The organism is Zobellia alginiliquefaciens (genome assembly GCF_029323795.1).
Taxonomy (GTDB): domain Bacteria; phylum Bacteroidota; class Bacteroidia; order Flavobacteriales; family Flavobacteriaceae; genus Zobellia; species Zobellia alginiliquefaciens.
On record NZ_CP119758.1, the window covers coordinates 224,595 to 250,684 of the forward strand.

The 26,090-nt window shown below is 38.8% G+C and carries 13 protein-coding genes; 3 read left to right on the top strand and 10 right to left on the bottom strand.

All coding sequences use genetic code 11. From position 1 onward, the window contains the following. Nucleotides 1-200 precede the first annotated feature (200 nt). Entirely contained in the window at nucleotides 201-1,712 is a 1,512-nt protein-coding gene (locus tag P0077_RS01000) for a helix-turn-helix domain-containing protein (protein ID WP_276167320.1), read from the top strand. Between the two features lie 29 nt (nucleotides 1,713-1,741). On the opposite strand, the gene P0077_RS01005 is transcribed toward P0077_RS01000, so the two are convergent. From P0077_RS01005 to P0077_RS01045, 9 genes are all read right to left on the bottom strand, one after another. Continuing rightward, a complete protein-coding gene (locus tag P0077_RS01005) occupies nucleotides 1,742-2,935 on the bottom strand; it encodes a glycoside hydrolase family 5 protein (RefSeq protein ID WP_276167321.1) in 1,194 nt (397 codons plus the stop codon). Between the two features lie 225 nt (nucleotides 2,936-3,160). Next, nucleotides 3,161-4,753 (bottom strand): carbohydrate binding domain-containing protein, encoded by a 1,593-nt coding sequence (locus tag P0077_RS01010; RefSeq protein WP_276167322.1) that lies wholly within the window; start codon nucleotides 4,751-4,753, stop codon nucleotides 3,161-3,163. A 9-nt stretch (nucleotides 4,754-4,762) separates the two neighbouring features. After that, nucleotides 4,763-5,788 carry a DUF5627 domain-containing protein gene (locus P0077_RS01015; RefSeq protein ID WP_276167323.1) on the bottom strand — a complete coding sequence of 342 codons (1,026 nt, stop codon included), beginning with the start codon at nucleotides 5,786-5,788 and terminating at the stop codon, nucleotides 4,763-4,765. A gap of 63 nt (nucleotides 5,789-5,851) precedes the next feature. After that, nucleotides 5,852-7,576, bottom strand: a complete 1,725-nt coding sequence (locus P0077_RS01020) for a RagB/SusD family nutrient uptake outer membrane protein (RefSeq protein WP_276167324.1) — start codon at nucleotides 7,574-7,576, stop codon at nucleotides 5,852-5,854. A gap of 19 nt (nucleotides 7,577-7,595) precedes the next feature. Further along, on the bottom strand, nucleotides 7,596-10,445 hold the full coding sequence (locus tag P0077_RS01025; protein WP_276167325.1) for a SusC/RagA family TonB-linked outer membrane protein: 2,850 nt from the start codon (nucleotides 10,443-10,445) through the stop codon (nucleotides 7,596-7,598). A 38-nt stretch (nucleotides 10,446-10,483) separates the two neighbouring features. Then, nucleotides 10,484-12,292, bottom strand: coding sequence for a RagB/SusD family nutrient uptake outer membrane protein (locus P0077_RS01030; protein ID WP_276167326.1), 1,809 nt, complete (start codon nucleotides 12,290-12,292; stop codon nucleotides 10,484-10,486). An 11-nt stretch (nucleotides 12,293-12,303) separates the two neighbouring features. Beyond that, nucleotides 12,304-15,408 carry a SusC/RagA family TonB-linked outer membrane protein gene (locus P0077_RS01035; RefSeq protein WP_276167327.1) on the bottom strand — a complete coding sequence of 1,035 codons (3,105 nt, stop codon included), beginning with the start codon at nucleotides 15,406-15,408 and terminating at the stop codon, nucleotides 12,304-12,306. A 695-nt stretch (nucleotides 15,409-16,103) separates the two neighbouring features. After that, nucleotides 16,104-20,219: a hybrid sensor histidine kinase/response regulator transcription factor gene (locus tag P0077_RS01040; protein ID WP_276167328.1), complete on the bottom strand. Its 4,116-nt coding sequence runs from the start codon at nucleotides 20,217-20,219 to the stop codon at nucleotides 16,104-16,106. A 548-nt stretch (nucleotides 20,220-20,767) separates the two neighbouring features. After that, nucleotides 20,768-21,586, bottom strand: a complete 819-nt coding sequence (locus P0077_RS01045; RefSeq protein ID WP_276167329.1) for a 3-keto-disaccharide hydrolase — start codon at nucleotides 21,584-21,586, stop codon at nucleotides 20,768-20,770. A gap of 230 nt (nucleotides 21,587-21,816) precedes the next feature. On the opposite strand from P0077_RS01045, the gene P0077_RS01050 reads away from it, so the two are divergent. After that, a complete protein-coding gene (locus tag P0077_RS01050; protein ID WP_276167330.1) occupies nucleotides 21,817-22,728 on the top strand; it encodes a Ppx/GppA phosphatase family protein in 912 nt (303 codons plus the stop codon). Between the two features lie 11 nt (nucleotides 22,729-22,739). Here the strand turns inward: P0077_RS01050 and P0077_RS01055 are convergent, their stop codons facing one another. After that, on the bottom strand, nucleotides 22,740-23,786 hold the full coding sequence (locus P0077_RS01055; RefSeq protein WP_276167331.1) for a GntR family transcriptional regulator: 1,047 nt from the start codon (nucleotides 23,784-23,786) through the stop codon (nucleotides 22,740-22,742). A 175-nt stretch (nucleotides 23,787-23,961) separates the two neighbouring features. Here P0077_RS01055 and P0077_RS01060 point away from each other — a divergent pair, with 175 nt between their 5' ends. Continuing rightward, nucleotides 23,962-26,067: a bifunctional aldolase/short-chain dehydrogenase gene (locus tag P0077_RS01060; protein WP_276167332.1), complete on the top strand. Its 2,106-nt coding sequence runs from the start codon at nucleotides 23,962-23,964 to the stop codon at nucleotides 26,065-26,067. The last annotated feature ends 23 nt before the right edge of the window (nucleotides 26,068-26,090 follow it).

Genomic DNA, 26,090 nt, shown 5'->3' on the forward strand with positions numbered 1-26,090 from the left:
TGAAATTTTAAGTCATTAGGCTTATATTCATCCTATATTTTAATATCTTGAATTGCTGAATCACTAAAAGAAATAAACTACTGTATTATAATCGTTTACATATATCAATTATACTTTTAATTTGGTCTACATTGTCATTTGGCCAAAATAGAGCTAGTAAAAAAAATATACAGGATAGCACAAGCTACTATACAACTGAAATGAGAAATGCGATGGCGGGCTCTAATCAGTTCCCCAATGAGTCGTATCTAATTTTTGAACGTTCCAAAGCCTTTTTTGAAAGAAAAAAGGACACCAATCAAATAGTGAATTGTCTGTTGGGAATGGCAGAAATTGAAAAGAAAAAAGGGAGGTTCAGTACTTCCTTTGACCACCTCTGGCAGGCAAAATATTTAGGTGATTACTTCTCCAACAAAACTCAAAAAGTGCAAACCCGTATTGCTTTGGCCCGTTTGTACGATGAGTTTAATATGAACGAACAATCTGTACTACATTTAACGGAAGCCCTAAAAATATCGAAAAAAATATACCTTCAGGATTCTACCCGCGTGCAAAACCTCATTTCCGGTTATATGTATATGGCGGTGAGACAACGTAAATCCGGAAATTATGAAAAAGCCCTCCAATACTTAGATTCATGCTTTGTAAACCCATCGGTTCACATTGAGAAAAGTATAGAAATGCCATTTTGGGATGCAGAAAAGGGAAAAATAATGCAAGAATTAAATGAATTTAAAGAAGCTAGCACCTATTTACACCTTGCCCGCACCCATACTTTACATAAAGAAATAAGTTACAGACCCAATATATCTATGTATTTGGGCGATTTAAAAAAGGACCTAAAACAAAATGATAGTGCACTCTATTTTTACAATGAAAGTTTGGTCTTGAGCCGTGAACACGGACTTCGGAATGATTTGGAAGCAGAAGTTCTCGGCAAAATATCCGAAGTGTACTCTACAAACGGGCAAACAAAACGCGCTTATAATTATCTGGTGGAATCTACAAATACTGCCAACCGTGTGCTACAGGCGAAAAACAGAACAAACAGTGAACTTTTTCAAATAAAAGACACTTATCTAAAGTCGATTTCAGAAAAAAATGAGCAATTAGGACAGAAAAACCTAATTATAGAAAAGAACAACATTATTCAATTCCGTCTAAAGGTCATCTTATTCTTACTGGTGCTTTTGGGAATCGTGGTCGCGGTGATATTCCAAATGCGACTTAAATTAAAAAAGACAATGCTCCATAAAAAAGAAGCAGAATTAAATTCCAAACTCATAAAAGAACGAAGCGAAAATCAAATAGAGCTAAAAAGTAGGGAATTAACTTCTTATGCGCTTCAATTAATAGATAAAGACAGTGCTATTGATGAACTTTTAGAGCTGCTAAAAACGGAAGCTTCACCTAAATACAAATCGCTTTTCAGTAAATACAAAAAAGGATCCAAAGACCTTTGGAACGACTTTAATCTACAATTTACTCAAGTAAACTCCGCTTTTTACGATAAATTGAAAGAACTTCACCCTAAACTCAGCAGCACTGAACAGAAACATTGTGCCCTCATCAAACTAAATTTGAGCACCAAAGAAATGGCTAGAATTCTAAATATAGAACCGCACAGTGTTCATGTATCCCGTTCCAGAATTCGCAAAAAAATGGGGCTGGAGCGATCCGAGAATTTAGAGAGTTATATTGCGGGGATTTAACGGACACCGAAAATATAAGTGACTTAAAATCAATTCGTTTTACCCATAGAATTACGGTCCTTAACTGCTTTAACAATTGCATCTGCAATTTCCGGGTAGTTCCATTCTAAGGTGTTCCTATTAAAAATTGCAAATTCATCAAGATTTCCGTTGTCCCACCAAACAGGGCAAATGCCCCTCTCAACACAGCCGTTAGCATAGAATTCTGCGTGTGCCAAACGGTCTTCAGGATTATCGCTAAATGTAGAGCCCCATTCCCCCATTACAACCGCTCTACCCTCTTTTTCAAATTTCTCGTAAATTTTATTTAACTCCTGAGTGAGTTCTGATTTATCAGCTTCGGTGCCCCATGTAGGGTCACTTCCTTCAAGAGCGAATAAATAAGGAAAATAACTGTGTACGGAAACAAGTACGTTTTCATCGTCATTGGGAACGGTATAGGCGTCTAGGGCATTTTGACTTGTGCTTGCGGCATAAGTGGAAACCATAATTTTCCGGGTTGCATTGTTACCACCCGTTGCACGGATGGCATCCAAGCTAACTTGATGAAATTGATTAACTGCATCACGCCCCTCGGCAGTACCTCCGTTCCATTCTTCAGGCGTATCTTCATGCCTTGGCTCGTTTAGGGTCTCAAAAATTAGGTATTCATTGTAAGATTTAAATCTGTTCGCTATTTGTGTCCAAACTTTTGTCAACTGCTCCTTTACAGCCGGAGCCTTTTCATAAGTAGGGATAATCCAGGCTTCATCATGATGAATATTCAGGATGACATACATGTCATTATCCAAAGCAAAATTGGCAATCGCCTCAACCTTGTCCAACCACTCTTTTTCTATTACATAATCCGGTGCGGAACCCATATGAAACCTCCATGTAACGGGTAACCGTAAGGTTTTAAAACCTTTTTTAGCAATCTCATCAATCATTGCTTTAGTTGTCAACGGATTACCCCACGCGGTTTCATCTTCATCTTCGGTATCCATAGCATTCCCCAAATTCCAACCGGCACCCATATCCATTACAAAATCTTTAGGAGTGATTTCTTGCATATCCTCATTATCATCTTCTTCAGTACGCTCCATTTCCTCGTTTTCCCTATCATCTATACTTTCTACGGTATCGGGCGTAGCTATCTTGTCTACGTTGTCTGTCTGGGCGCACCCAATAAAAAAGCCAAGGTTTATGGTAAAAGCTATAAATAGTAAAACTGTATTTTTCATTTGATTCTAATTTTAGGGTGTTGCGGCACTAGCGTTATATAAAACGCCCTGTAGACGAGTTTCGGTCTTTAATTACTTCTTGACTTATCGAATATTCACTGGATTATAAAACGGCAATAGTAAGGCCGGTCAATTGCAAAACAAACCGGCCTTTTTTTCTCTTCTGACCTCCATGACTGATTCTAATGGGTCAAAAGATTACACTAACTACTACTCAACTCTAAACTATAACTTCTCCAACTTTACGTACTGTACCATAATACCGTTCGTTTGGTTACCTATATCCAATAAAATACGGGCTCCGGTCGTAGTTTCTTGCCCCATTACAAATTCTCTCTCATACGTCTGGTACTCGGTATCACCGGCCAACCAGACGCCATCAGCTGCACCATACGCTTGCCAACCATCCCTACCTGTGCCATCGCCGACCGAGAGGCTGAACCAGAAATCTCCTTGTCCTGGATATGCTTTAACAATTACGGTAAGTTTATACTTGGCATCTTTATCTAAAACTATTCCTCCTCTGAATAGCTGCACATCCCAAGGATTAGCCCCTACAACAATATCCTTAGCAATTAATTCATTATCCTCTGCAAAGAAATTAACTGAACCTCCCCCGTTTTGATTGGCACTCCAACCATCTATACCTCCTGAGAAATCCGACTCATAGATAGTTTCCGAACTTAATGATATGGAAACCGTATCCACCAAATCAGGATAGGATATAACAATCTCCGAAGAACCTTCGGCATAAACTTCTCCTTGAGCAGGAGTGGATATAATTCCGTAGATATCAAAATCTTCACTTGAAACGATAAGATCGTCTTTGCCATTCAACGATAATCGCAGGGTCAGCCCTTTTAAATCAATCGTTTCGCCTGCTACATACAAAGTCTTCTCTGGCTTGGTTTCCATTACCATTGCAGTAACATCTAAGGTATTGACGGTAATTGGAACCGAAACCGAAACACCGGATGCATGCATTATTTGCACCTCTTCGTCTGTAGCCTTCAATTTTTCCTCATTTGCTGGGGATGCCGTCAATCCAAAAGCTTCAAAATCTTCGAATGGAATAATTACTTCTTCCCCAGTGGACATGGTATAGGTCAAAACAGTACCCGCCAACTCTAACCTTTCGCCTATTTCATATTCAGATTTAACTGGTTCTGTTGTTAAAACACCACTTATTGGAGCAAACGGTACTACCTGTATGTCCTGTGTTATTTTCGCTTTTGTAGAGACATACGTCACCGTTACTTCGGAGTTTTCCGTAGACAGAATATCTCCATGCATGGGAACAGTTTGAATTTCCGTACCAAAATCATCAAAAACTAGATTTTCTTTAGTTCCGTCCTCATAAACCAATGTAACCTCCATATCTGCAAGGTCCAACTTTTGACCATCTACGTAGTTCTCGGTCGCTTTTGTTTTCACCTCTAATTCAACCACATTATTTGTTACGCTAATGGACTGTATCAACCCTTTACCGGTATCTCCTATTTTTATGGTAATCTGTTGGTGATCAAAGTTAAGTACAGTACCATTACTGGGTTCAACTGTAATATTTTCTGCGGAAAATGAGGAAAATGGAACATCTACCGTATCCCCATCCTTATCCATAGAAATCACAATTTCGGAAAGGTCCAATGCTTCCCCTAATACATAGGCTACTTTAGGCAGCGTTTTCATGCGTACCGTGGAAGCTGTATTTACTTCGCCGCCTTCATCATCACTTTCGCAGGAAGAAAAAACAGAAATCACCAATGCCATTAGCAGCAGCGCAACTTTATCTAGTGTAAAATTTAGAATATATTTCATTTTCCAATTTTATTTTAGTTCAATTTCAAACTCTTCAAAAACAGCAGTTCTATCTCGTATTACCAAAGTATCTTTAACCGCATGTGTTTCTGAATTATCAGCATCCGTGTAGGTATAATCTAGATAAATAACATCCCTAGGCTTATCTCCCCATGTATCACCACCTTCCACAAATTGACCGGTACCACTTATACCATAAGGATCATCCTTGAAACTAGAAATAATACAAGTGTCATCCGTAAAAGTTAGTTCCATATCTACATTACCAGGGCTAGAATTCTCTCCTCTACCTATAATATTCTGAACATGAACTTTGTTAAACCCACTGGTCTCTACAAACGCTATTTCGTCATCTACCGTAAATTCTGCATTGTATTCCCTACCTAAAATAGGGGTGCCGGTAGTAATCATGTCGGTTCCTCTTCTAAGGTAGTTGCCATGAAACCTGTTCATATATTTTATTCCGAACAATGTATAGTCTTTGGGAAGTATATCCCAATGTGCCGCATTCACCCTGTCTAAATCTGGAATACCCTCAAAGCTTCTGCCCGAGTGTACACTATCAATATTATCGGCTTGTGTAATTCTAAGCGGAATTACGTAGTTAGTGGTATTCACCTCGCCAAAAGACAATGTATCATTGAAAAATCCGTCATACAACTGCACCTGAATACGTGCTTTAGTATCTCCTGAAGAAATACTTACCGGACTAATAGTCTCAAAAGTATAATAATCCGCAGGTAAGGCTTGGACATTGGCAACGTTTGCCAACAGGCTATTGTCTACTTCAAAATGAATCTTTCTTTCCTCATCATTGGAGTACACACCTGTCATTAAAGCCGTAATTTCAAAACGATGTGCATTATCTGCTTCATTTATACCCTGATTATAATTACCTAAAACCAAGGTTCTAGCTGGAGTTTGATACGGAAAGTAAACCGATTGAGTTTCAAAATCATCAAATTCAGGTTCTGTATTGCTACACGACGCCATAAACAGGCCTGTAAGTATGGCAATGAAATATCTTGTGTTCATAAAATGAAAAAATTAAATTAACATCTTGGCCGAAGCTTAAATTTATATCCTTTTAAAGTATCCCTACCAACCCTCGTTCTGCTCAATAAGGTTGAATCTTACCACCTCGTTCTGAGGAATTGGCGCATAATTGGCATTTGCATTGTATAGCCTTGGCTCTACTGAAAATTCATTATACTCCCCGCCGTTAAACTGCAAGCCTATTGCATCTGGAGTTTCATCAAAAATATTCCATCTCCTTAAATCATATAAACGATGTCCTTCAAAACAAAGCTCTAACCGGCGTTCATTACGGATTAAGTTTCTCATGTCTTCTTGGGAAGCTATACTGCTTAAATAAGCATCTGAATTTTCAAGACCGATACCCGCTCGTGCTCTAATGGCTGCCAAAATATTCCTTGCAGACATGCCCCCTACCATTTGATCAGGACCACCCAATTCATTGGCCGCTTCGGCAAGCATCAAAAATAAATCTGTATACCGTACATAAACGTTAAATTTTTCGGAAGCGGAAATACTACCATCTGCACTAATGTTGATTTTTTGGTCAAGCAGTTTTTTTAAATAGTGTCCTGAGCGTGTGGATCGTTGAGAAACCTGATCAATACCGTCAACACCTGCGCTATTAATATTTATTACTCTTCCGTTCAAATCATTACCGTTATACAATATGTACCTCTGTAGTCTAGTATCTCTATTTTCAAAAGGATTGGTCGCATTGTAATCAGGATGTGATTCAGAAAATGGGAATCCGTCTAACATAGGAAAAGCTTCCACTAAATTCTGAGACGGATTTAGTTGGCCACTTCCGTTTAAAGAAGGGGGGAAATGCTGACTTTCTACCCACGTCATACCAGCGGAAGCGTTACCTCGCCACAATACTTCAGGGAAATTTCTTGTACCAATTGGAAATTCATAAAAATTGTAATGCCCCGTAGGGTCAAGACCTCCTATTCCCCCAATATTGTTCAAAAGTTCAGCAAGAATATCTGCGGCATCTTGGTAATATCCACCCTGTCCGTTCATGTAGGCCGGACTTGCTGCCAACAAATACAACTTTGCCTTAAAAGCTTTAATAATTCTACCGTTTATTCGTGCATCTTGGTCTTTTCCGAATACAAATTGATATTTGTCGTCATCGGAATCATTATATCTTGATGGTCTCTTTGCCAAGTCACCATCATAATCCATTGGTAAATATTCTAGAGCCTCATCAAAATCTGCAATAATCTGGGTTACCGTTTCTTCAAAACCTAATCTAGGAGTGTTGAAATCAGCATCAAACTCATAAAATTCCGTGATATACGGGATTCCCAAAAGCTGGCCCGATTGCCCACGCCCACCGTGTTCCTGTAAAATCCAAAAATGTCTAAGCGCCCTCAATGCTACTGCTTCGCCATATAATCGCTCTTTAAAAAGTGCATTGGTCTCTTCATCCCGTTTCCAAACTACCTCATCTATTAATGTTATAAACTTATTGGCATACAGCACGTGTTCATACTGCCACCATCTGCTGGTAAAAGCATTTTGGGCATTCCATTCACCGGTGGCCATTCTTCTATAACCGCTTAAATAATTATGAACGGCGTCATCTGTAGCTACATCTGTAAAAGCGAACTGGTCTACCATATTCTCGTAGGCATTGAGCAATACCCCCTCTGCAAAAGCAGGGTCAAAATTAAGACGCTCCTCTCCTAACAAATTTTCATCTACAGGTTCAACCAAACTACACGCCGCAATAGATGAAAACAACGTGAAAAGGGTTATATTTTTAAGTATATTCTTCATTAGAAAATTATTTTTCACATTAAAATTTCATTCTTGCCCCAAAAGAATAATAGCGGAACATTGGATTAAAACCGAGCTGCAATTGTCTTACATCCTTATTCTTAGAAAACTCCGCAAGATTTGAGACCGAAGTAAACAAATTAATATCCTTCATCTTCAATTTATCTACCAATTGAGAAGGTAGATCGAACGTTAACTGAACTCTCTGTATTCTGAAATTATCGTTGCTATACATCCAATAGGTAGAATTTTTTTCAAAATTGTTGGTGTTTCCGGTAGAAGAAAGTCTAGGAAAGGTTGCCGTATCGGCAGTTGCTTCCGTCCATCTACCTTCAACTACATCTGAATATTTTGCATCGCCCTGTGGCCTATAATAATTTCCTGTCAACATACCGTCACCACCAATTTCCGCAGTTAAAAGTGCAAAGAAGGTAAAGGCTTTATAGGACCACGTTATATCCGACCCAAAACTCCATGGTGCTGCATAACGCCCAATTTGGACTATATCTTGATCATTGACCACATTATCCCCATTTTGGTCCTTATATTTAATATCACCGGGTTTGACCGTTCCGTATTGTGTTGGCAGATTTCCCGTTAAACTCCCGTCTTCGTTAAATTCATCAACACCGAACAAGCCTAAGGATTCAAGCCCCCAAATGGCATCTACAGGGGTGCCTTTTCTATTCTGATACGCATCTTCATAAACCTCATCAACTATAGTTCTTTTTGAAGTAGTATATAAGGCCCTTGCTCCAATATCAAAAGTAGAATTCTCTGTTTTTGTGCGATAATTCATCCCTACTTCAAAACCTGAGTACTGGTCTTTATTAAAGTTGTTGTACGGTCTAAACGAGTTATAATAATCAGGATACAAAGTAGAAGCCCTTATCACCTGCTCCCCTATAATAGATTGAAAAACATTACCCTCTAACCACATCTTACTGAACAGCAACGCCTCAAAACCTAAAGTATAATCCGTTCTTTTTTCAAAGTCCAAGTTTGGGTTTTGACCTCGTAAAATTTTGGTAGAAGCATTGTTGTAACCAGCTCCGTTGGTATCTCCCCAACTATAGCCTCCTCCGTCTTGTTGATAAATGGCATCGTACAAGAAATAGTCTTGAATACCAAGATCGGTATACACAACGCCCATGGATGTTCTCAGCTTGAAATAGTTTAACCAAGACGAGTCTTTTAAAGAAGGTTCTTGAGTTAATATGTATGCCAGACCCACTGTAGGCGCAAGCTTTGCTCTATTGCCATCCGCCAATTTAACTGAATTCACATAGGCCCCACTAAAATTTGCGTAAATCTTTTTCTTGTAATCATAATTCAAGCTTAAGGCCACATGACTATTTTTAGCCGATTGTTTCTCATCACGCACATACGTATTATTTGCAAAACCGATTAACGACGCATCTATGGCATGGTCTTCTGTTAATTGTTTTTCATAATTGAGTAAACCATAAAAGCCATATCTAATCGCAAAGACATCAGTATTCACATTCTCAACTTGGTCTTTAAGATCGTTATCTCTCACATTGACCAAATCGATGATTTTATTATCATCGTTCCAAGTAGGCTCGTAGACGGCATATTCATTCTGAACACTTAGATTGTAAATATTGTAAAAATCAAAACTCACATAGCTTTTTGCGGACAACCCTTCAGTAATTGCGCTCAAATCAAAATCTATAGCATTGTTCACCTGACTCATACGGGTCATGTTGGTTTGGTAACCACCTGCATAAATACTAGCTATAGCCCCGCCATTGTACACTTGGTTACCCCCTAATAGAAAACCATCATACTGATTGGCCGCATCAACAATACCGCGTAATTCAGGATTTGCAGAAAAATCTATTTCGCTTATTGGCAGTAATGGGGAATATAAGTTAGGTCTTATAGAATCGCCCTCAGCATAAATATTACTTAACGAAGTTTTGTTCTTGTCTATAATTGCCACAACGTCCAAGCTACTTTTGATCCAATCATTAACTTTGAAATCTATATTACCCCGTACATTGAACCGTTTTGCTCCTTTGTCATTTTCAGGGTTTACCGACTGAAAACTACCATCTGATTTAAACCCGAGATTGATATAGAACCTGGTATTTTCCGATCCCCCGGAAAAATCTGCCGTAACATTCGAATAAGGCGTCAAGGGATTAAAGTTACCATCATCATGAAAATCAACATCTGGGTATCTGTACGGGTTAGTACCACTTCTGTGGTTTTGTATTTGTTCTGCAGAATATAGTTCGCCCAAACCGTCATTGGCACGTGCTTCATTGAAATACTCCATATAATCTGCCGAGTTCAAATAATTGGGCATACTAATAGGTAGTCTTACCCCGGTACTGGCACTAATATTAAATTGTGTTTCAGTAGAACCTCGTTTTGTAGTTACTACTATAACCCCATTTCTTGCCATTGCACCATAGAGAGCGGAAACGTTGGCATCCTTAAGAATTGTAATTTCCTCAATCTCCTCCATATTTAGGAGGTCTATACTACGGCCAGGAATACCATCTACTACTATTAAGGCTTCCCCCAGCCCGCGAATACTGCTACCCCCTCTCAATCCGGTTAACCTACCACCTAAGGCATCACGCACCCATTGGGTAGTATCAAATTTTAGAAAATCACCAGGTTTAACGGTTGAGGAGGATCCAATAATATCATGTTTTGTAGTTGTTTGGAACCCTAAGTGTACTTCTTCTTGCAAATTAGACTCTAGCTTATCCGGTTGGTTCTCTAAAACCACCGTACTGGTCGAATCTATAGTTTGGGCCGTTACGGATAGACAGCACAGCATACAGAGGCATCCACCGAGCAGAAGTTTTGTAAGTATATTCAATTGTATCATAAAGTATGGTTATTGACTAGTGGTATAAACAGTTTTAATTACCAACCTGGGTTTTGTGGGAAACCTTCATATATTTCAGTATCATTTTTAGGAAAAGGCAGCCAATAGTGCTTGTCTTCAAAGACTTTGGTCCTTAAAACCCTTTCGACAAAATTTATAGGTTTGCCTTCTGCATTACGGTCAAAAATTATCTCTGTTTTAAGCTTATATTTTTCTTGGGTACCCAGCTTCCATCTTCTAATATCCATCCAACGATGCGATTCGTACGACAATTCTACGGCACGCTCGCGGCGTATTTCATCCATAAAAGCATTATCACTAGTTAGGTATTCGGGCTGGACATTTAAACTACCGTCCGGTACTGCTCTTTCCCTAATTTTATTAACAGCATCTAACGCCGATAAATCAAAGTCTGCCGGTTTTCCATTAATTCCGTAAGCAACTAGAGCAGCCTCGGCATACATTAGATATACATCGGTTAACCGTACATGCAATCGCCATGCGAAAACCCCTTGATTATCAAAATTGTTGAAACCAACCGGGAACCATTTTTTAGCTACATAACCCGTTCTTGAGCCATTTCCTTTATTTGGGTAACGGTGGGCTCCATCCTTATAGAATTGAGCGTAACGATGTACCTCATTTTCACCTGTAGCTGCACCAAGGTTTTCAACCATTTGGTCACCATCTATAACAAGCCATTTATAAAGTCTAGGATCTCTATTCTCCCAAGGGGTCGCAGGGTCATAAAGCGGACTATCCTCAATAGACAAACCGTCACTCATTCCAAAATTGTCCTGAATGTAATTGTGCGTTGGGAACGAAGCTAGGTTGTTCTGACCAATTGCCCCAAGTTGCCAGTTGGTAGACAGGAAATTTTGAAACCAGCCCACAGACCCAGCTTGACTAAAAATATATTCTGAGGAATAAGGGTACCTACCTTGAGTAGAATAGAAAACACTCTCATATTCATCCCATGGCGTTAGACTATATCTGGACATTTTTAATACCTCGGCAAACGTATCCGCCGCGCGTTTTGCCAACTCTGTATCATAATCATACGTACTAGCGCTGTTTTGCATTAAAGGACTTGCCGCATAAAGCAGGTTCTTTGCTTTTAAAGACAACGCTGCTCCTTTAGTGAGCCTGAACATATTCTCGCCCCTTGATTTTAAGCCTGGCTCAAAGTCTGGGTCATCCCAATCAACAGGAAGTAAATCAACGGCCTTTTGAAAATCTTCATCTATTTTTAGTGCCGTTTCCGACCAATCAGCCGGTCTTTCTATCTTCCAATCATCATCCAACACACGATCAATGTATGGAATGCTTCCCCAGAACTTCATGATTTCATGATGAAAGAACGCTCTAAAAAAGTGAGCCTGTCCTAAAACCACATCCTTCTCTATTTGCGTGGCATCAGTCATTAAACTATCTGCATCGGCAATAACAATATTTGATTTTCTAAGACCGGCCCAACTACTTGGCCATAACTTGGCCCTGTCAAAAGGTAATTCCGCACTTGTATTGGTATTTCCGTCAAACATGCTTCCCGGACCGCTTCTTTGCCATTCCCAGTACCGTCCTTCGTCTATGGCATAGTCAAATTGCCATGTATCAATACCAACTGCATCTTCTGCATAACAGTGAAAATGTTGCCAGTGTGCCGCCGTACTGTAATCTACGATCATGGCATACATTTCTTCCACGAAACCTTGAGCGCTATCAAAATTTTTAAACACTTCCTCTTCCGTTAGCTCTGTCTCTATGGATTTATCTAGATAATCTTCACAAGAGGCGAATATTCCCAGAAAACATATTCCAAATATCAGTTTGAATATCTTACGCATTGTTTACTATATTAAAAGTTAATGTTTAGACCTATGTTGTATCTTTTGAACGTAGGGTAATCACCACGATATTCCGATGCCGTTGGCCCCATGTTATCTTGTCTGTCATCTGGTAAATCCGACCAGAAGGCCAAATCGTTACCACTCACGTAAACCCTATAATTACTTCCGTTTTTCGCTTTAAAGGTATAGGCCAATTCTATATTCTTGAGTCGCACAAAAGAGGCATCATACCAATTACGATAGGGATCGATGGCCCCGCCAGTACCAAGCCAGGCCGGAAGCACTTCTTCTCCATCTGGATTATCTACACTCCAATAATCAGATTTCTCTTCAAAGAATAACGGGGTTTCGAGCATAAAGGTTCTATCCGTATAGTTTTTGGTTGCATTGCTTACCCCGTAAAACTGCACCATAAACGAAAAGTTTTTATACCCGGTACCTAGTGTTAGATTGTAGGTGTTTTGTGGCCTTACCGTGTAACCAAAAGGCACTGCATCATCTGCATTTATCACCCCATCGCCATTAAAGTCAATTTCATCATAATACCCTGGTCTTCTTGTTTCCTGGCTATTCTCTTGTGGGGTTGCTCCATATACATCATCCCAAGATGTTAAGATATCTCCCCTAATATTCACTCTTGGCTGGCCAATAGCGAAACCTTCTTCTTTTTGATAACTAGGTTTTAATAAAGGGTCTTCTTTAAAGATAATTTCATCTTTTGCTTTGGTATAGGCAATGTTTGACCAGATATCCCAATTTTGAGTCAGTTGCTTTTTATAATCCAAGGAAACTTCAATTCCTTCTACCGTTGTTTCTCCAATGTTAAAATCTGCTGGTTGGAAGCCAAAGAAACTGGGAACACTTCGGGAATCGGCAGGTACGATGATGTCATGTCGATCTTCCTTAAAAACATCCACTTCTAGAGAAAGGCTATTTTTAAGTACGGATAATTCAAAACCTATATTGGTTTTCTCCGAGGTTTCCCACTGTAGATTAGGATTACCGATAATATCCTCTGAACGGAAAGTATATGGAGATTGATTCCCGTATGGATTAACATTATTAAGGTATGCCGTACCGCCACTGGACCATTGGGAGAGGTAAGCCCATCTTTCACCCGCACTATCATCACCAACAACACCATAGGAACCTCTTATTTTAAACTTATCCAACCATGTAACAGACTCCATGAACGGTTCGTTACTAAGCATCCAGCCCACAGCTACCGATGGAAACAACTCAAATTTATAACCGGGACCATATTTTTCGGAACCATTGTAAGCTCCATTTACATCGATAAAATAGCGGCTATCATAATTGTACGTGGCACGGGCAACCCAATCCTCACGGTATCTAGGAAACATACTACCAATGGCATACTCTTCCCTGTTCATTAACATTAACACCGTAGTATTATGCTTTTCGGCAAAGGTTCTATTGTAGTTAAAGGAAAGTTGATAGAAAAGACGTCTACTAGTTTCCCAGTCTTGAATGGCAAGACCGTTCTGTTCCCAAGGGTTCAAAACAAAATCAAACTGATTAGTACCTACGGGAGAAACAATTTGTGGAGTGCCGTCTTGGTCGTAAATTTTATAGACCACATTATCTAATCCGCCCGGGTTGTCTTCCACAATACCGCCTTCTCCCCTAAAATTATTATCATACGATAACCGGCCAGTGAAGCTTAGACCTTTTAAAAGAAAATCTAATTTTTGGTCTAAAATAAAATCACTGTTGACTTGAACACGGTGATTTTTAGTAAATCCTTTTGCCGTTAATATCACGGCAGGGTTGCTCAATTCAAAATTCTCTGTAATAGCCCTGCCGTAGGTACCATCTTCATAAATAGGCGTATATAAGTTAGGAGCTAATGAATAGATACTACTATACAATAGCTGGGGATCCGCCTGGTTCGTGTTTTGCAAGCCGTAGTAACCGGAAAGATTAACAGATAAACGCGTGGTTGGCGTAATATCAAAGTCAATATTACTTCTGTAATTAAAACGGTTATAGTTAAAGTTTGTTTTATAATCCCTTCCGTTATCAAAACCTCCCGCATCAAAAATATCACCTACGTGTTGATAGGAAAGAGCTCCAAAATATTTTACAGATTTTGTTCCACCGGCAACAGATAAGTTTACTCTATAATCAGTGGCAAAATCTTTTTGCATGGCATCTACCCAATCAACATCTGGATAAATACTCCGCTCTAAATCATTTGCAGGATTACGGTATTTCTCCAAGATATCCACGGGCGTATAACTTCGCCATGCTTCTTCACGCACCGGCACCGTTCGCTCAATGGCTTCATTAGCAACGACCAAACTGTTGTAAGAGTCATATTTATCCGGGATTCTAGAAAGTGTTTTTATAGCTGAACTTGCAGTAAGCGATAGTTGCGCCTTTCCTTGTCTACCCCTTTTTGTTGTAATAAGGATAACTCCATTTGCACCCTTTACCCCATACACCGCCGTTGCAGAAGCATCTTTTAAAACGGATAGACTTTCTATATCTCCAGAGTCTATATCGTTCATACTACGTTCTATACCATCTACCAAGATTAGCGGTTGACCTCCACCGTTCCAAGAACTTTGCCCACGAATGAATATCTGAGGTGATTCTTCTCCCGGACGGCCTGTTGATGACACCGTGGTTACACCAGGCAAACGACCGGTCAATGCCTGACCAACTGTAGATACACCACCTGATTGCATAAGATCAGCACCAGAAACTTGCGCAATGGAGCCAACTACACTTTCTTTGGTTTGGGTACCATAACCCACCACAATAACCTCATCTAACTCAGAAGCCTCTGATGCCATAACCACATCTATTTCGGTTCGAGACGCCACCTTAATGGTTTGCTTGGCGTAACCGATATAACTGATTATTAACGTACCATCCTCTGGAACATCTATAGAATAGTTACCATCAAAATCGGTCATAACCCCTTTGGTAGTGCCTTGTAAAAGTACACTGGCACCTATGATCGGTTGTCCTGTATCTTCTTCGGTAATTGTTCCAGTTACTGTTATAAGGTCTTGTGGAAGATCATTTGCTATAAGTGCAATAGGGAAAAACAAAACAACCATTACCAAAAGTTTGATTTTCATATAAAAATCAAAACACAATATAGACTGTTTTGTACAAGGAATCCGTTTTTTCATACCGCGGTAGTGTGGGTTGATATTTTTTAAAAATGCTCTTTATTAAAAAGGAATGTAGCAACCACTCCTCTTCTCCAAACCATAAATATTACAATAACATAATGTTAGCGTTAAGCCTAAAACGGGTTTTAAATGCATGCCTATTCCGTGAAATTTAGAACATGCCATTTTCGACTTTGGTTAATTATGAATTTGGAGTTGTAAATGTTAAAAAAAAATCAAATAAACAAAAACAGGGATGATGCCGCTTAACTCTCATTTGTTGCGAATTTTATTCATTTGATGCAGATCGCAACATTTGTGAAAAATTATGCAACATTCGTGATTTTATAGAATTGTTAGGTAGGCAGTTTATGATCACTATTTCCTAAAAATAAGGTGACCAATATGCGTTTTTGTTAAAAAATAACCACTTATTGAGACTGAATCCTGATTTAGTAGCACAGCAATACCTCAATTCAACCTCAATCTTCTTTGCTATTTTAAGAAATATAAACCGGAGAACGGGAGAAAACAGTTGGACCTAACGAAAAGTTAAAATAGAAGAACACAAAAGCCAAAATTTTAATAATCAATAACTAAAAGCACCTGAAAACACCCTAACTCTTAACTAAGTAAATTAAGGCGACTTCTAATGTTCATTAAACGTTTTCCTGCTTTATTTCTGCTGGGGAAACCCCAAAATAATCCTTAAATCTTTGTGTGAAGTAGGAAGTAGATGAAAAACCAACAAGGTTACAAATATCGTTCAAATCTGAATTCCCATTTTCTAGAAGCGTCTTCGCTTTCTGTAACCTTTGATTCCTAATAAATTCATTTGCTGTCTGATTGGTAAGTGCCTTTGTTTTCCTATACAACTGACTCCTACTAAGGTTTAAATGAGAAGCTAAAGATTCTACCCCTAGGGAAGGACTTGTAATATTTTCATGAATATAATTAATGGCTTTTTCTATAAATGCTTTGTCCAAGGAAGTTATACTGGCATCATCTTGAATCTCCCCCATAGATTTGAAGTACTTTTTATAAATCACTTCTCTGCTATGAATAAGCTGACCAAGATGATGTCTCACCAATTTCATATCAAAAGGCTTTACTAAATACACGTCTGCGCCTCTCTCTATCCCAGAAATTCTATCGTCTATCTTCGCATTTGCTGTAAGCATCATTACTGGAATATGACTGGTTTTAATGTCTGATCTTATGGCCTCACAAAAATCGTATCCGTTCATTTCTGGCATTATTACATCTGTAATAATTACATCCGGAAGTATTTCCTGTGCCAATTTTAAGCCATCGGCTCCATTTTTGGACACCACAACCTTATACTCTCCTTTAAACTCATTCTTTAAATAATTTCTTAGCTCTGTATCATCTTCAACAATTAATAAAGTTTTTGCCTTTCTTTCCGTTCTAGTTGGAAATATAGATTCTTGCGCAATAGTAGCTTTTACGAGGTCTGGCTTTATTGATGACAACTTTCCGTTTGTAATACTAATTTCGGACGCTTTAAAATGATTCTTACCAGCGGGTAGAATTACGCTAAAAGTTGACCCTTCACCTAATTTACTTTTTACATCTACACTACCCTTATGAAGTTTTACAAAACTATGAACGAGCTCCAACCCAATTCCTGCTCCGCTATAATATCCTTTGTTTAGAGGTTCTCCTTGATAAAACCTTTCAAAAAGTTTCTCTAGCTCTCCTTCTTTTAATCCAGGACCGGTATCTGCTACCTTAAATTCTATACCATTGTCAGTTTCTTTTATCTCTACTACTATTTTTCCGCCGTCAGGGGTTACTTTAAATGCATTGGATAGTAAATTAAAAACAATTTTTTCCAGCATTCCTTCATCCGCCCATACCCATATCACCTCATTTTCTGTATTCACTGTCAAATCAATATGATTAGAAAGTGCTTCTTCTTTAAAATGGTTTGATACCTCTTTTATGAACGGAACTATATTCAGCCTGCTTGCTTGAACTTTAATCTTATCCGACTCTAGTTTACTAAAATCCAGTAACTCGTTTATTAAACGTATTAAGCGTTCCGTGTTTTTATATATCGTTAAATGTTTTAACCTTAGGCGGTTTGAATAATTATCATCTTTCTCACTCAAAATATCCTTTATCGGATTTAATATCAATGTTAGTGGAGAACTAAATTCATGAGCTACATTGGTAAAGAATTGTATTCTTTCTTTATGCAGCTCTTCTTCCCGAACCCTTTTTTGCCGTTCATTTTCAACTTGCTGCTTATCTATAATTCGTTTTTTCTCAAACCTTCGCAACAAACTCAGAAATCCTAGAATAATCAAAAAATAAACGAACAAGGCCCAATTATTCCTCCACCAAGGAGGCAGGATTTCTATGTGAAGTGTTACCGGGGTCTTGCTCCACACACCATCATTATTGGCTGCTTTCACCTTAAAAATATAATGGCCAGCGTCTAGGTTTGTATAGGTTGCACTACGGGCTTCATCTACATAATTCCAATCTTCTTCATAACCATCTAGATAGTACGCATATTGATTCTCTTCCGGCCTTGTAAAACTAATACCCGAATATTCTATTGTAAATACGGACTGTTCACTATTCAATGTAATACTATCCGTTTGAGAAAATGCCTTGTTCAAAGGAGAGTCATCATTGTCCGGCAGTACGGTTTCATTAAACAGTTTAAAGTTTTTTAAATATACGGTAGGTGGTGTTTCCAAAATATTGATGTTATCCGGATTGAAATAGTCCACACCTTCGTTTCCCCCAAAATACAATCTGCCTTTATTGTCTTTGTACACGGCATTCTTGTTATAATCATAGGAAACAAGACCATCTCTTTTTGTGTAATTGGTAAACTCTTTTGTAGTTCTATCAAACCTAACAATACCCGAATTGCCATCTAACCATAAATTACCTTTTGCATCATTGGTAATCCCAATTATATTAGGCATACTCAACCCATTGGATTGATCATACCAAAGAGCTGAATTCTCCGATATGTTAAACCGTAACAAACCCAATCCCCTGGTCCCAGCCCATAGAATATTATCATCTGCAAACAGCGATACAATATCATAATGATTATAACTAATAGATGGATCGTCCTGTAAAAAATGATTCATAATAACCGCTTCGTATCTCCCCGCATTATCTTTTTTCATTTTGATAAGGCCATTGGTTGTTCCTACCCAAACGGTATCTTGCGCATCAACTACAACCTTATTGATGTAATTGTTTACCAGTTGATGTGATGCAAAAGAACTATCACTGAAGTTAGATCCGTTTAAATCCTTAAGTTGAAAAGAATACAAGCCTTGGTTGAATGTTCCGATCCAAACTGTGCCCTTTGCATCTTCCGTGAAACTCATGATAGCTCTAGACCCTTTTCTATCGCTTAGAATCGGAAATTTATAATTGATAAATTGTTTTGAACCCCTCTTTAAAAAAAACAAGCCTTGGTCCCAACTTCCTGCCCAAATATTAAACTGACTATCAATGAACAAGGTCTGAATATAATCACTGGTTAATCCTTTATATACCGCGCTGTCTCCTGTATTTATATGAGTAAAGGTGTTGGTTGACCTTTCCCAGACATCAATTCCTCCGCCTTCCATGGCTATCCACAACCTATTTTGGTCATCTTCAACAATAGCCGTAACCGAGCTTATCTGTAAAGAGTTGGGCTTGTTATAGATACTCTGAATTTCACTAAACTTATTGTAATATTTATCATATACCACAACACCTCTATTGTAGAAACCCACCCACATTCTTGAGTCCTTATCGAGATATAATGACCAAACGGAATTGGATAAAATACTTTTCTCATCATTCTTGTCAAAAAGAGAGTGCCGAACAACCTCTCCGTTTTTATTTAAATTGTAGAGTCCGTCATTTTCCGTACCGAGCAAAATTTCACCATCGGCAGATTCTGCAATGGTGAAAATATTATTCCCTGTAACTTTAAAATTCTCAACTGTAGGCGTTTGGTTTTCACTGGATAATTTTACTTTGTAAATTCCATTTGAAATAGACCCCGCCCATATAGCTCCATCCGTATCAATAAATAACGATTGAAGACCTGCAGTAATAGTTCGTGCCCTGTTCCCATCTCTAAACAAAGCAAAATCAACACGCTTATTTTTTGAATCAACCTCTAGAAGCCCACCACTACTGGCGGCATAAATAGTACCGTTATCTGTTATTTTAATTTCAGAAACCGCAAGATAATTATCGGACCTAGGGTTATTAAAAGGCAATTTTTCAAGGATAAGCGTATCTAGGTCCATCAAAAAAACACCTTGTTCACCCGTACCCATATACAAGTTTCCATTACCATCTCCCTGAAGGCTTATAACCCCGATATTTCCTTGATTTATATTATCCTTGTTTACCAAAGGAATATGACGAAACTCATCATTTTCACGATCATAGAGCGCAAGACCTATATTTGTACCTACCCAGAACCTATTTTTGGCATCCAAATAACTGCAGTACACAAAATTACTGGTAAACGTCTTGCTTTTATAATCTTTGGGCTTGTACGAAATATAATCCATACCGTCATAACGATAAATGCCCGACCCATGTGTTCCTATCCAAACAAACCCGTCATTATCTTGGGTAATGGTGTGTATACCTACCTGAGATATTCCATCCTTAATCTTATAAAAATCTAATTCTGGTTTTATTTCTTGAGCCGTAGCATGCCAGCCTAATATGCTTAGAAGCCACACACACGATAATAATAGTTTTCTCATAAACAGAGTATCCCGGATTTTATGTTTCAAGTTTGGTCAATAACCCTTAACAGTAACAGCTTAAGAACTCATGTCTTAACCGTAAAAAAGTTAAGTTAATAAAAAACCCTTCTATGTAGCTGTATGTGAATGTTAATTTGGATGTACGTAGTCATCTAAAGTTTGTTAGTGGGTAGAAATGATAGCATTAATTGAAAAACAAATGCGCTACAACAAGAAATGAAATAATCTTAATTTGTATTTGCAAACCTCTTTAAATTAGATTTTTAGATAGCAGCCGAAGAAATAAATAAAAATTAGTCTAGGATGTATAAAGACTTTACCCACCGTTAAATGTTTTGAAAATAAGCCGATTTACCGAAGTAAGTTATTCTTCTAATTTTGAAGTATTTCTTTTGAAGGTGTCTAAAATTTTAGAAAAACCCATATTATCCGGATTGGCTTCAACGTAAGCTGCTCCATTTATTTTGATTGATATGAATGATTAAAGTATTGACTGGTAAAGATGTGTCCCTGGAAAATTCCATCTAATTTTTAAATTGAACCGTCTACAAAAGCTTTAATCTTATGTTTCTAAACTCTACTTTCATTGGCGGTCCCACATGAACTTGAACCCCTAAATACCCCTTCAACTTTCTGTTTACCGTATCATTGTCCAGTACATCACTCATTAAAAAACCGTTTACATAATGTTGAAGGCGATTGCCTTTAATGACCAAATGCATTTTGTTCCAATCTTCACTTTTAATTTTAGTCTTTAAGCTATCAGAATCTTCTAAAGAGCCAACTACTTCTCTACTCTGCCAACAATTATTCTTAATATTAGCTTTTAGCGAGCCAGAGGCTTCTGGGTTGTCTTCACTTTTAATATGTACGCTTTCTCCACGATAAGCTAAAGTTGCTCTTTTTTTCTCCTCGTAGTTCTGCCCTGTGTATTTCCTTAACCCATCAATATCCGCTTGGTAGCCTTTTAAAGCGTAAGGAATCGTATCAATTAAATTACTCCTATAATTAATTCCGCTATTTCCAGCTTCCGTTATTTTGAATTCTAATTTCAGTTCAAAATCACTAGGTTGATTTCCTTGCCAAACAATAAATGTATTCCTTTTTAAAAGGGTTTCAGGTGTCACCTCACCTACTAGATTTCCATTTTCTACACGCCAGTAGTTGGTATCCCCTTTCCAACCGGCTAAGGTTTCGCCATCAAAAATGTCAACAAAACCATCATTCTGCTTTGGCACTTTATTTTTAGACTCACTAAAAGTCTGTTTCTTTTCTATGCAAGATTGAGAATTTACAAATAGAGAAAGAGCAATAAGGCCATAAATCATTTGTTTGTGCACACGTCTGTTATTTTCACACCTCATCCTTTGTATCTTTTTCACCACTAACAAATATCACTTTAAAAGAACAGGTCATAGACATATTTACTATGGCTTTAGTCAATTCATTTTAGTTATTAGTACTTTAGTTCTAAAGTAAGCAGACCTTTTTAGCTAACCATCCTGTGCTATACTGGCCCAACGTGATGGTTTCGTTGTAAAATTGCAGATACCCTTATAATGGAATACATTATACACAACTAAATACCCTTTTAATGAAATTAGCATCAATAGACATAGGTTCTAACGCCATACGACTTCAAGTAGTAAAAGTATATGAAGATGAAGATTTGGTCAGCTTTAAGAATCTACAGTTATTACGATTTCCTTTGCGTTTGGGACACGATGTATTTTCACAGGGAAAAATCACCCAACCCACAAAGGAGAAGTTTATTAAACTCATGAGCACTTTTAAGCATCTTATTGATTTATATGAGGTTGAAGATTACTATGCGGTAGCCACATCTGCCATGAGGGAGGCAGGCAACGGAAAGGAAGTTAGTAACCAAATAATGACGGAGGTGGGAATGAAAATTAATACCATTTCCGGCAAAAAAGAAGCTACAATTCTCAATAAAGCCATAAAACCGACTTTAAAAGATAGAAAGTATGTTCATATAGATGTGGGTGGAGGTAGTACCGAACTGAATTTATTGGAAGGCGGAAAACTTTTACAGAGCAGATCCTTTAAAATTGGATCTGTGCGGCAGTTGACCCCTAAAGAACGTGCGGCAGTTTTTCTCTCCATGAAAGAATGGATACAATCTACAAGCTTTTACAAATCCAAAAACATTGTTGGTATTGGTACCGGAGGAAACATTAACAAACTCTACGGATTAGCCAACAAAGCCTCTAACATGGCCATCTCTTTTGCAGAGTTAAAAGCTTTAAGGGCCTATGTAAACGAGTTCACTTATGAACAACGAATGTCTATTCTTAAAATGAATCCAGATCGTGCAGATGTAATTATTCCCGCTTCGGAAATTTATTTGAAAGTACTAAAGGAAATGGCAAGTGACCAAATTCTGGTACCTAAAGTGGGATTAAAAGATGGCCTAATCTATGAGCTTTACGAACAAAAAACACACAAAAATCTTGACAAAATAGAGTACTTGGGCTACTTCTAATATTTGTTTATTTAAATGGAGTTTCTATCTATAAAATGAAACGGGTTCTTGACCTTACCCTTTTTCTTGTCCATAATCATACGGGCCGCGGTTTCTCCCATCACTTGAAAATCTGTAGATATGCACGTGATTCCCAACAGCTGCTTTAAAGGCGTATCGTTATACGATATAACACCTATATCGTTCCCTAGTTCAAATTCCTGATTGCGAATTTGATTGACAAGGTTCACCAAATCCGATTCGCTAATGGTTATAAACAAATCTCCCTTTTTCAAAATCATGTCGTCATAAATTTCATCCAACACTTCAAAATCAATAAAATGTTCCGTACAAAATTTCTTAAATCCGTTTAAAATCCTTTTAGGATACGGGTAAATAGATTTTTCGGGATAGGTAATTATCAATTTTTTGTAGTTTGATATCTTGTCTAATCCTTTTTTAAGCGCATTATAAATATCATTTTCAAAATCTTGATATATACCAATATAATTCCCCTTTAATTCGGAAATAGGGTTGTCCATAACAATCAGTTTCTCCTTGGGAATCTGGTCTATAGCCTTTATGATTTCAGGAGTAAAACTAATATGTTTTAATTTTTCGGTCTTAAAATGAGGCATAATAACATAGTAATCATACGCATTCCTATTTTTCTCTAACAGACTAAGAAATAGGTCTTCCTCACAATGATATATGAACAAATTGGTGTGCGATGTACCTCCAATACTCTCTATAAAAGAATTATAGATCCGCATCTTATACGAACTCAATTTATTGATAAGAAAAAGAATATTGACCTTTGATATCAGCTTGGTCCGGGCTATGTAGTATCCTTTACCTCGTATAGATAGTATTACTTTCCGTTCCCTTAAAATACTATACGCTTTTTCTACCGTATCTCTTGATAAAAGGTACTCTTCACTAAACCTATTTATAGACGGGATCTTGTCGTCCATCTTTAAATTGCCCGCTGAGATATTATAAATAATAGCATCTACAATCTGCTTGTATTTAGGAACTCTAGAATTCTCGTCTATTTTGATATAGTTAAATATATTCATCAGAAGAAGTCTTTTTCATTTTCTATTTATAACCATACACCACGGCAATAATAGAGATGTAATTTGATAATCTACAAGAAATAAACATTTTTATTTTTCACTAGAGCGGTACAGTACAGGACGGATAGCTTTCCCCCATCCCATATTTTTGTCTACAAACGTAATAACCCTTCAAATGAAAAATACAGCACAACAATTTAAGTACGTAGACCATCTTTGGGATGAAAGGAAAGCCGCTGCACTGGGCGATGACCAAGTGGCCCTTTTTCTTTATCGCTCCAATATCCTCGGGGCGGATCTAAGGATCACCAACTATGGTGGCGGAAATACAAGTTGTAAGACCATTGAAAAAGACCCGTTGACCGGTGATGATGTGGAAGTCATGTGGATCAAGGGTTCCGGTGGCGATATAGGGACATTGACCAAGGCCGGAATAGCAGGTCTGTATACGGAAAGGTTAAGAAACCTAAAGAACGTCTACGGCGGGCTGGAAGATGAGGACCGCATGGTCGGCCTCTTTAACCATTGCATCTATGACCTGGAAAGCAAGGCCCCTTCCATAGACACGCCATTGCACGGATTGCTCCCTTTTAAACATATAGACCATTTGCACCCGGATGCCTTAATAGCCGTAGCCGCGGCAAAGGACAGCGAAAAAGTGACCAAAGAGATCTGGGGGGATACCATGGGGTGGGTACCTTGGCAAAGGCCCGGTTTTGACCTAGGCCTTCAACTGGAAAAATGTTTGAACGACAACCCCGGTATACGCGGGATCGTTCTGGGCAGTCACGGACTCTTTACTTGGGGGGACACTTCTCATGAATGTTATATGAACAGCCTTGAGGTCATTGAAATGGCCTCGGAATATATTGAGAACAAAATAAAGGCCAACGGAAGTGTTTTCGGGGGGCAAAAGATAGAGAGCCTTCCCAAAGAGGAGCGTATGGAAAAGGCCGCCCAGCTTATGCCAATGCTTAGGGGCCTTTGTTCTTCCGAAAACAGGATGATCGGACATTTTAACGATAGTGATGTCGTTCTAGAGTACATAAACAGTAACGACCTGGAGCGCCTGGCGCCTATGGGCACCTCATGTCCCGACCACTTTTTAAGGACTAAAATTCAACCTTTGGTATTGAAATTGGATGCCAAGGAAGACCTTTCGGATACGGAGGCCGTACTGGCTAAATTACGTCCTGATTTTGAACAGTACAGAAAAGAATATCAATCCTATTACGACAACCATAAACGGGACAATAGCCCGGCCGTAAGAGATGCCAGCCCGGTTATTATTATCTATCCCGGTGTTGGAATGTTCAGTTTTGCAAAAAACAAGCAGACCACCCGTGTGGCCAACGAGTTCTACGTGAACGCAATTAACGTAATGCGCGGTGCGGAAGCCATTACGGAGTATACCTCGTTACCAAGACAGGAAGCTTTTGATATTGAATACTGGTTATTGGAGGAGGCCAAACTGCAGCGTATGCCAAAGGAAAAACCATTATCCCGTAAAGTAGCCTTGGTTACCGGTGCGGGCGGAGGGATCGGCAAGGCCATTGCGGACAAGTTGGCCGAGGAAGGTGCCAATGTAGTATTAACGGACATTGCCGAAGATAGGTTGGAAGAAGCGGTCTCCACCTATGCCAGGGACATTGCCAGCTATGCGGTCTGCGATGTAACGAAAGGCGAATCCATTGCCGAGGCCTATAAAAAAGCCTGTTTAGAATTTGGAGGCGTGGATATCGTAGTCCACAGTGCAGGCCTGGCCATTTCAAAGCCGCTGGAAGAGACCACCGAAAAAGATTGGGACATCCTACAGAACGTACTGGTAAAAGGGCAGTTCGAACTTGCCAAGCAAGCCGTGGCCGTTATGCGCAAACAGAGCTTGGGCGGAGACTTTATTAGCATAGCCAGCAAGAACGGTCTGGTCTCGGGACCGAACAATGTAGCTTACGGGACCTCCAAGGCCGCACAACAGCATATGGCTCGTTTATTGGCAGCAGAGCTGGGCGGTGATAAAATACGGGTGAACACCGTAAACCCGGACGGGGTGATCGTAGGCAGTAAGATATGGGAAGGCGATTGGGCCGAAGGTCGCGCCAAGGCATACGGGATTACGGTTGAAGAACTGCCCGCACATTACGCCAAACGTAACCTGTTAAATGAAATTATTTATCCAAAAGATATTGCAAACGGTGTGTTCGCATGCGTGGGCATCCTTAATAAGACCACAGGAAATATTATCAATGTAGACGGCGGCATGGCCAACGCATTTGTAAGATAGTTTATTTGAGTTTTGTTTCACTT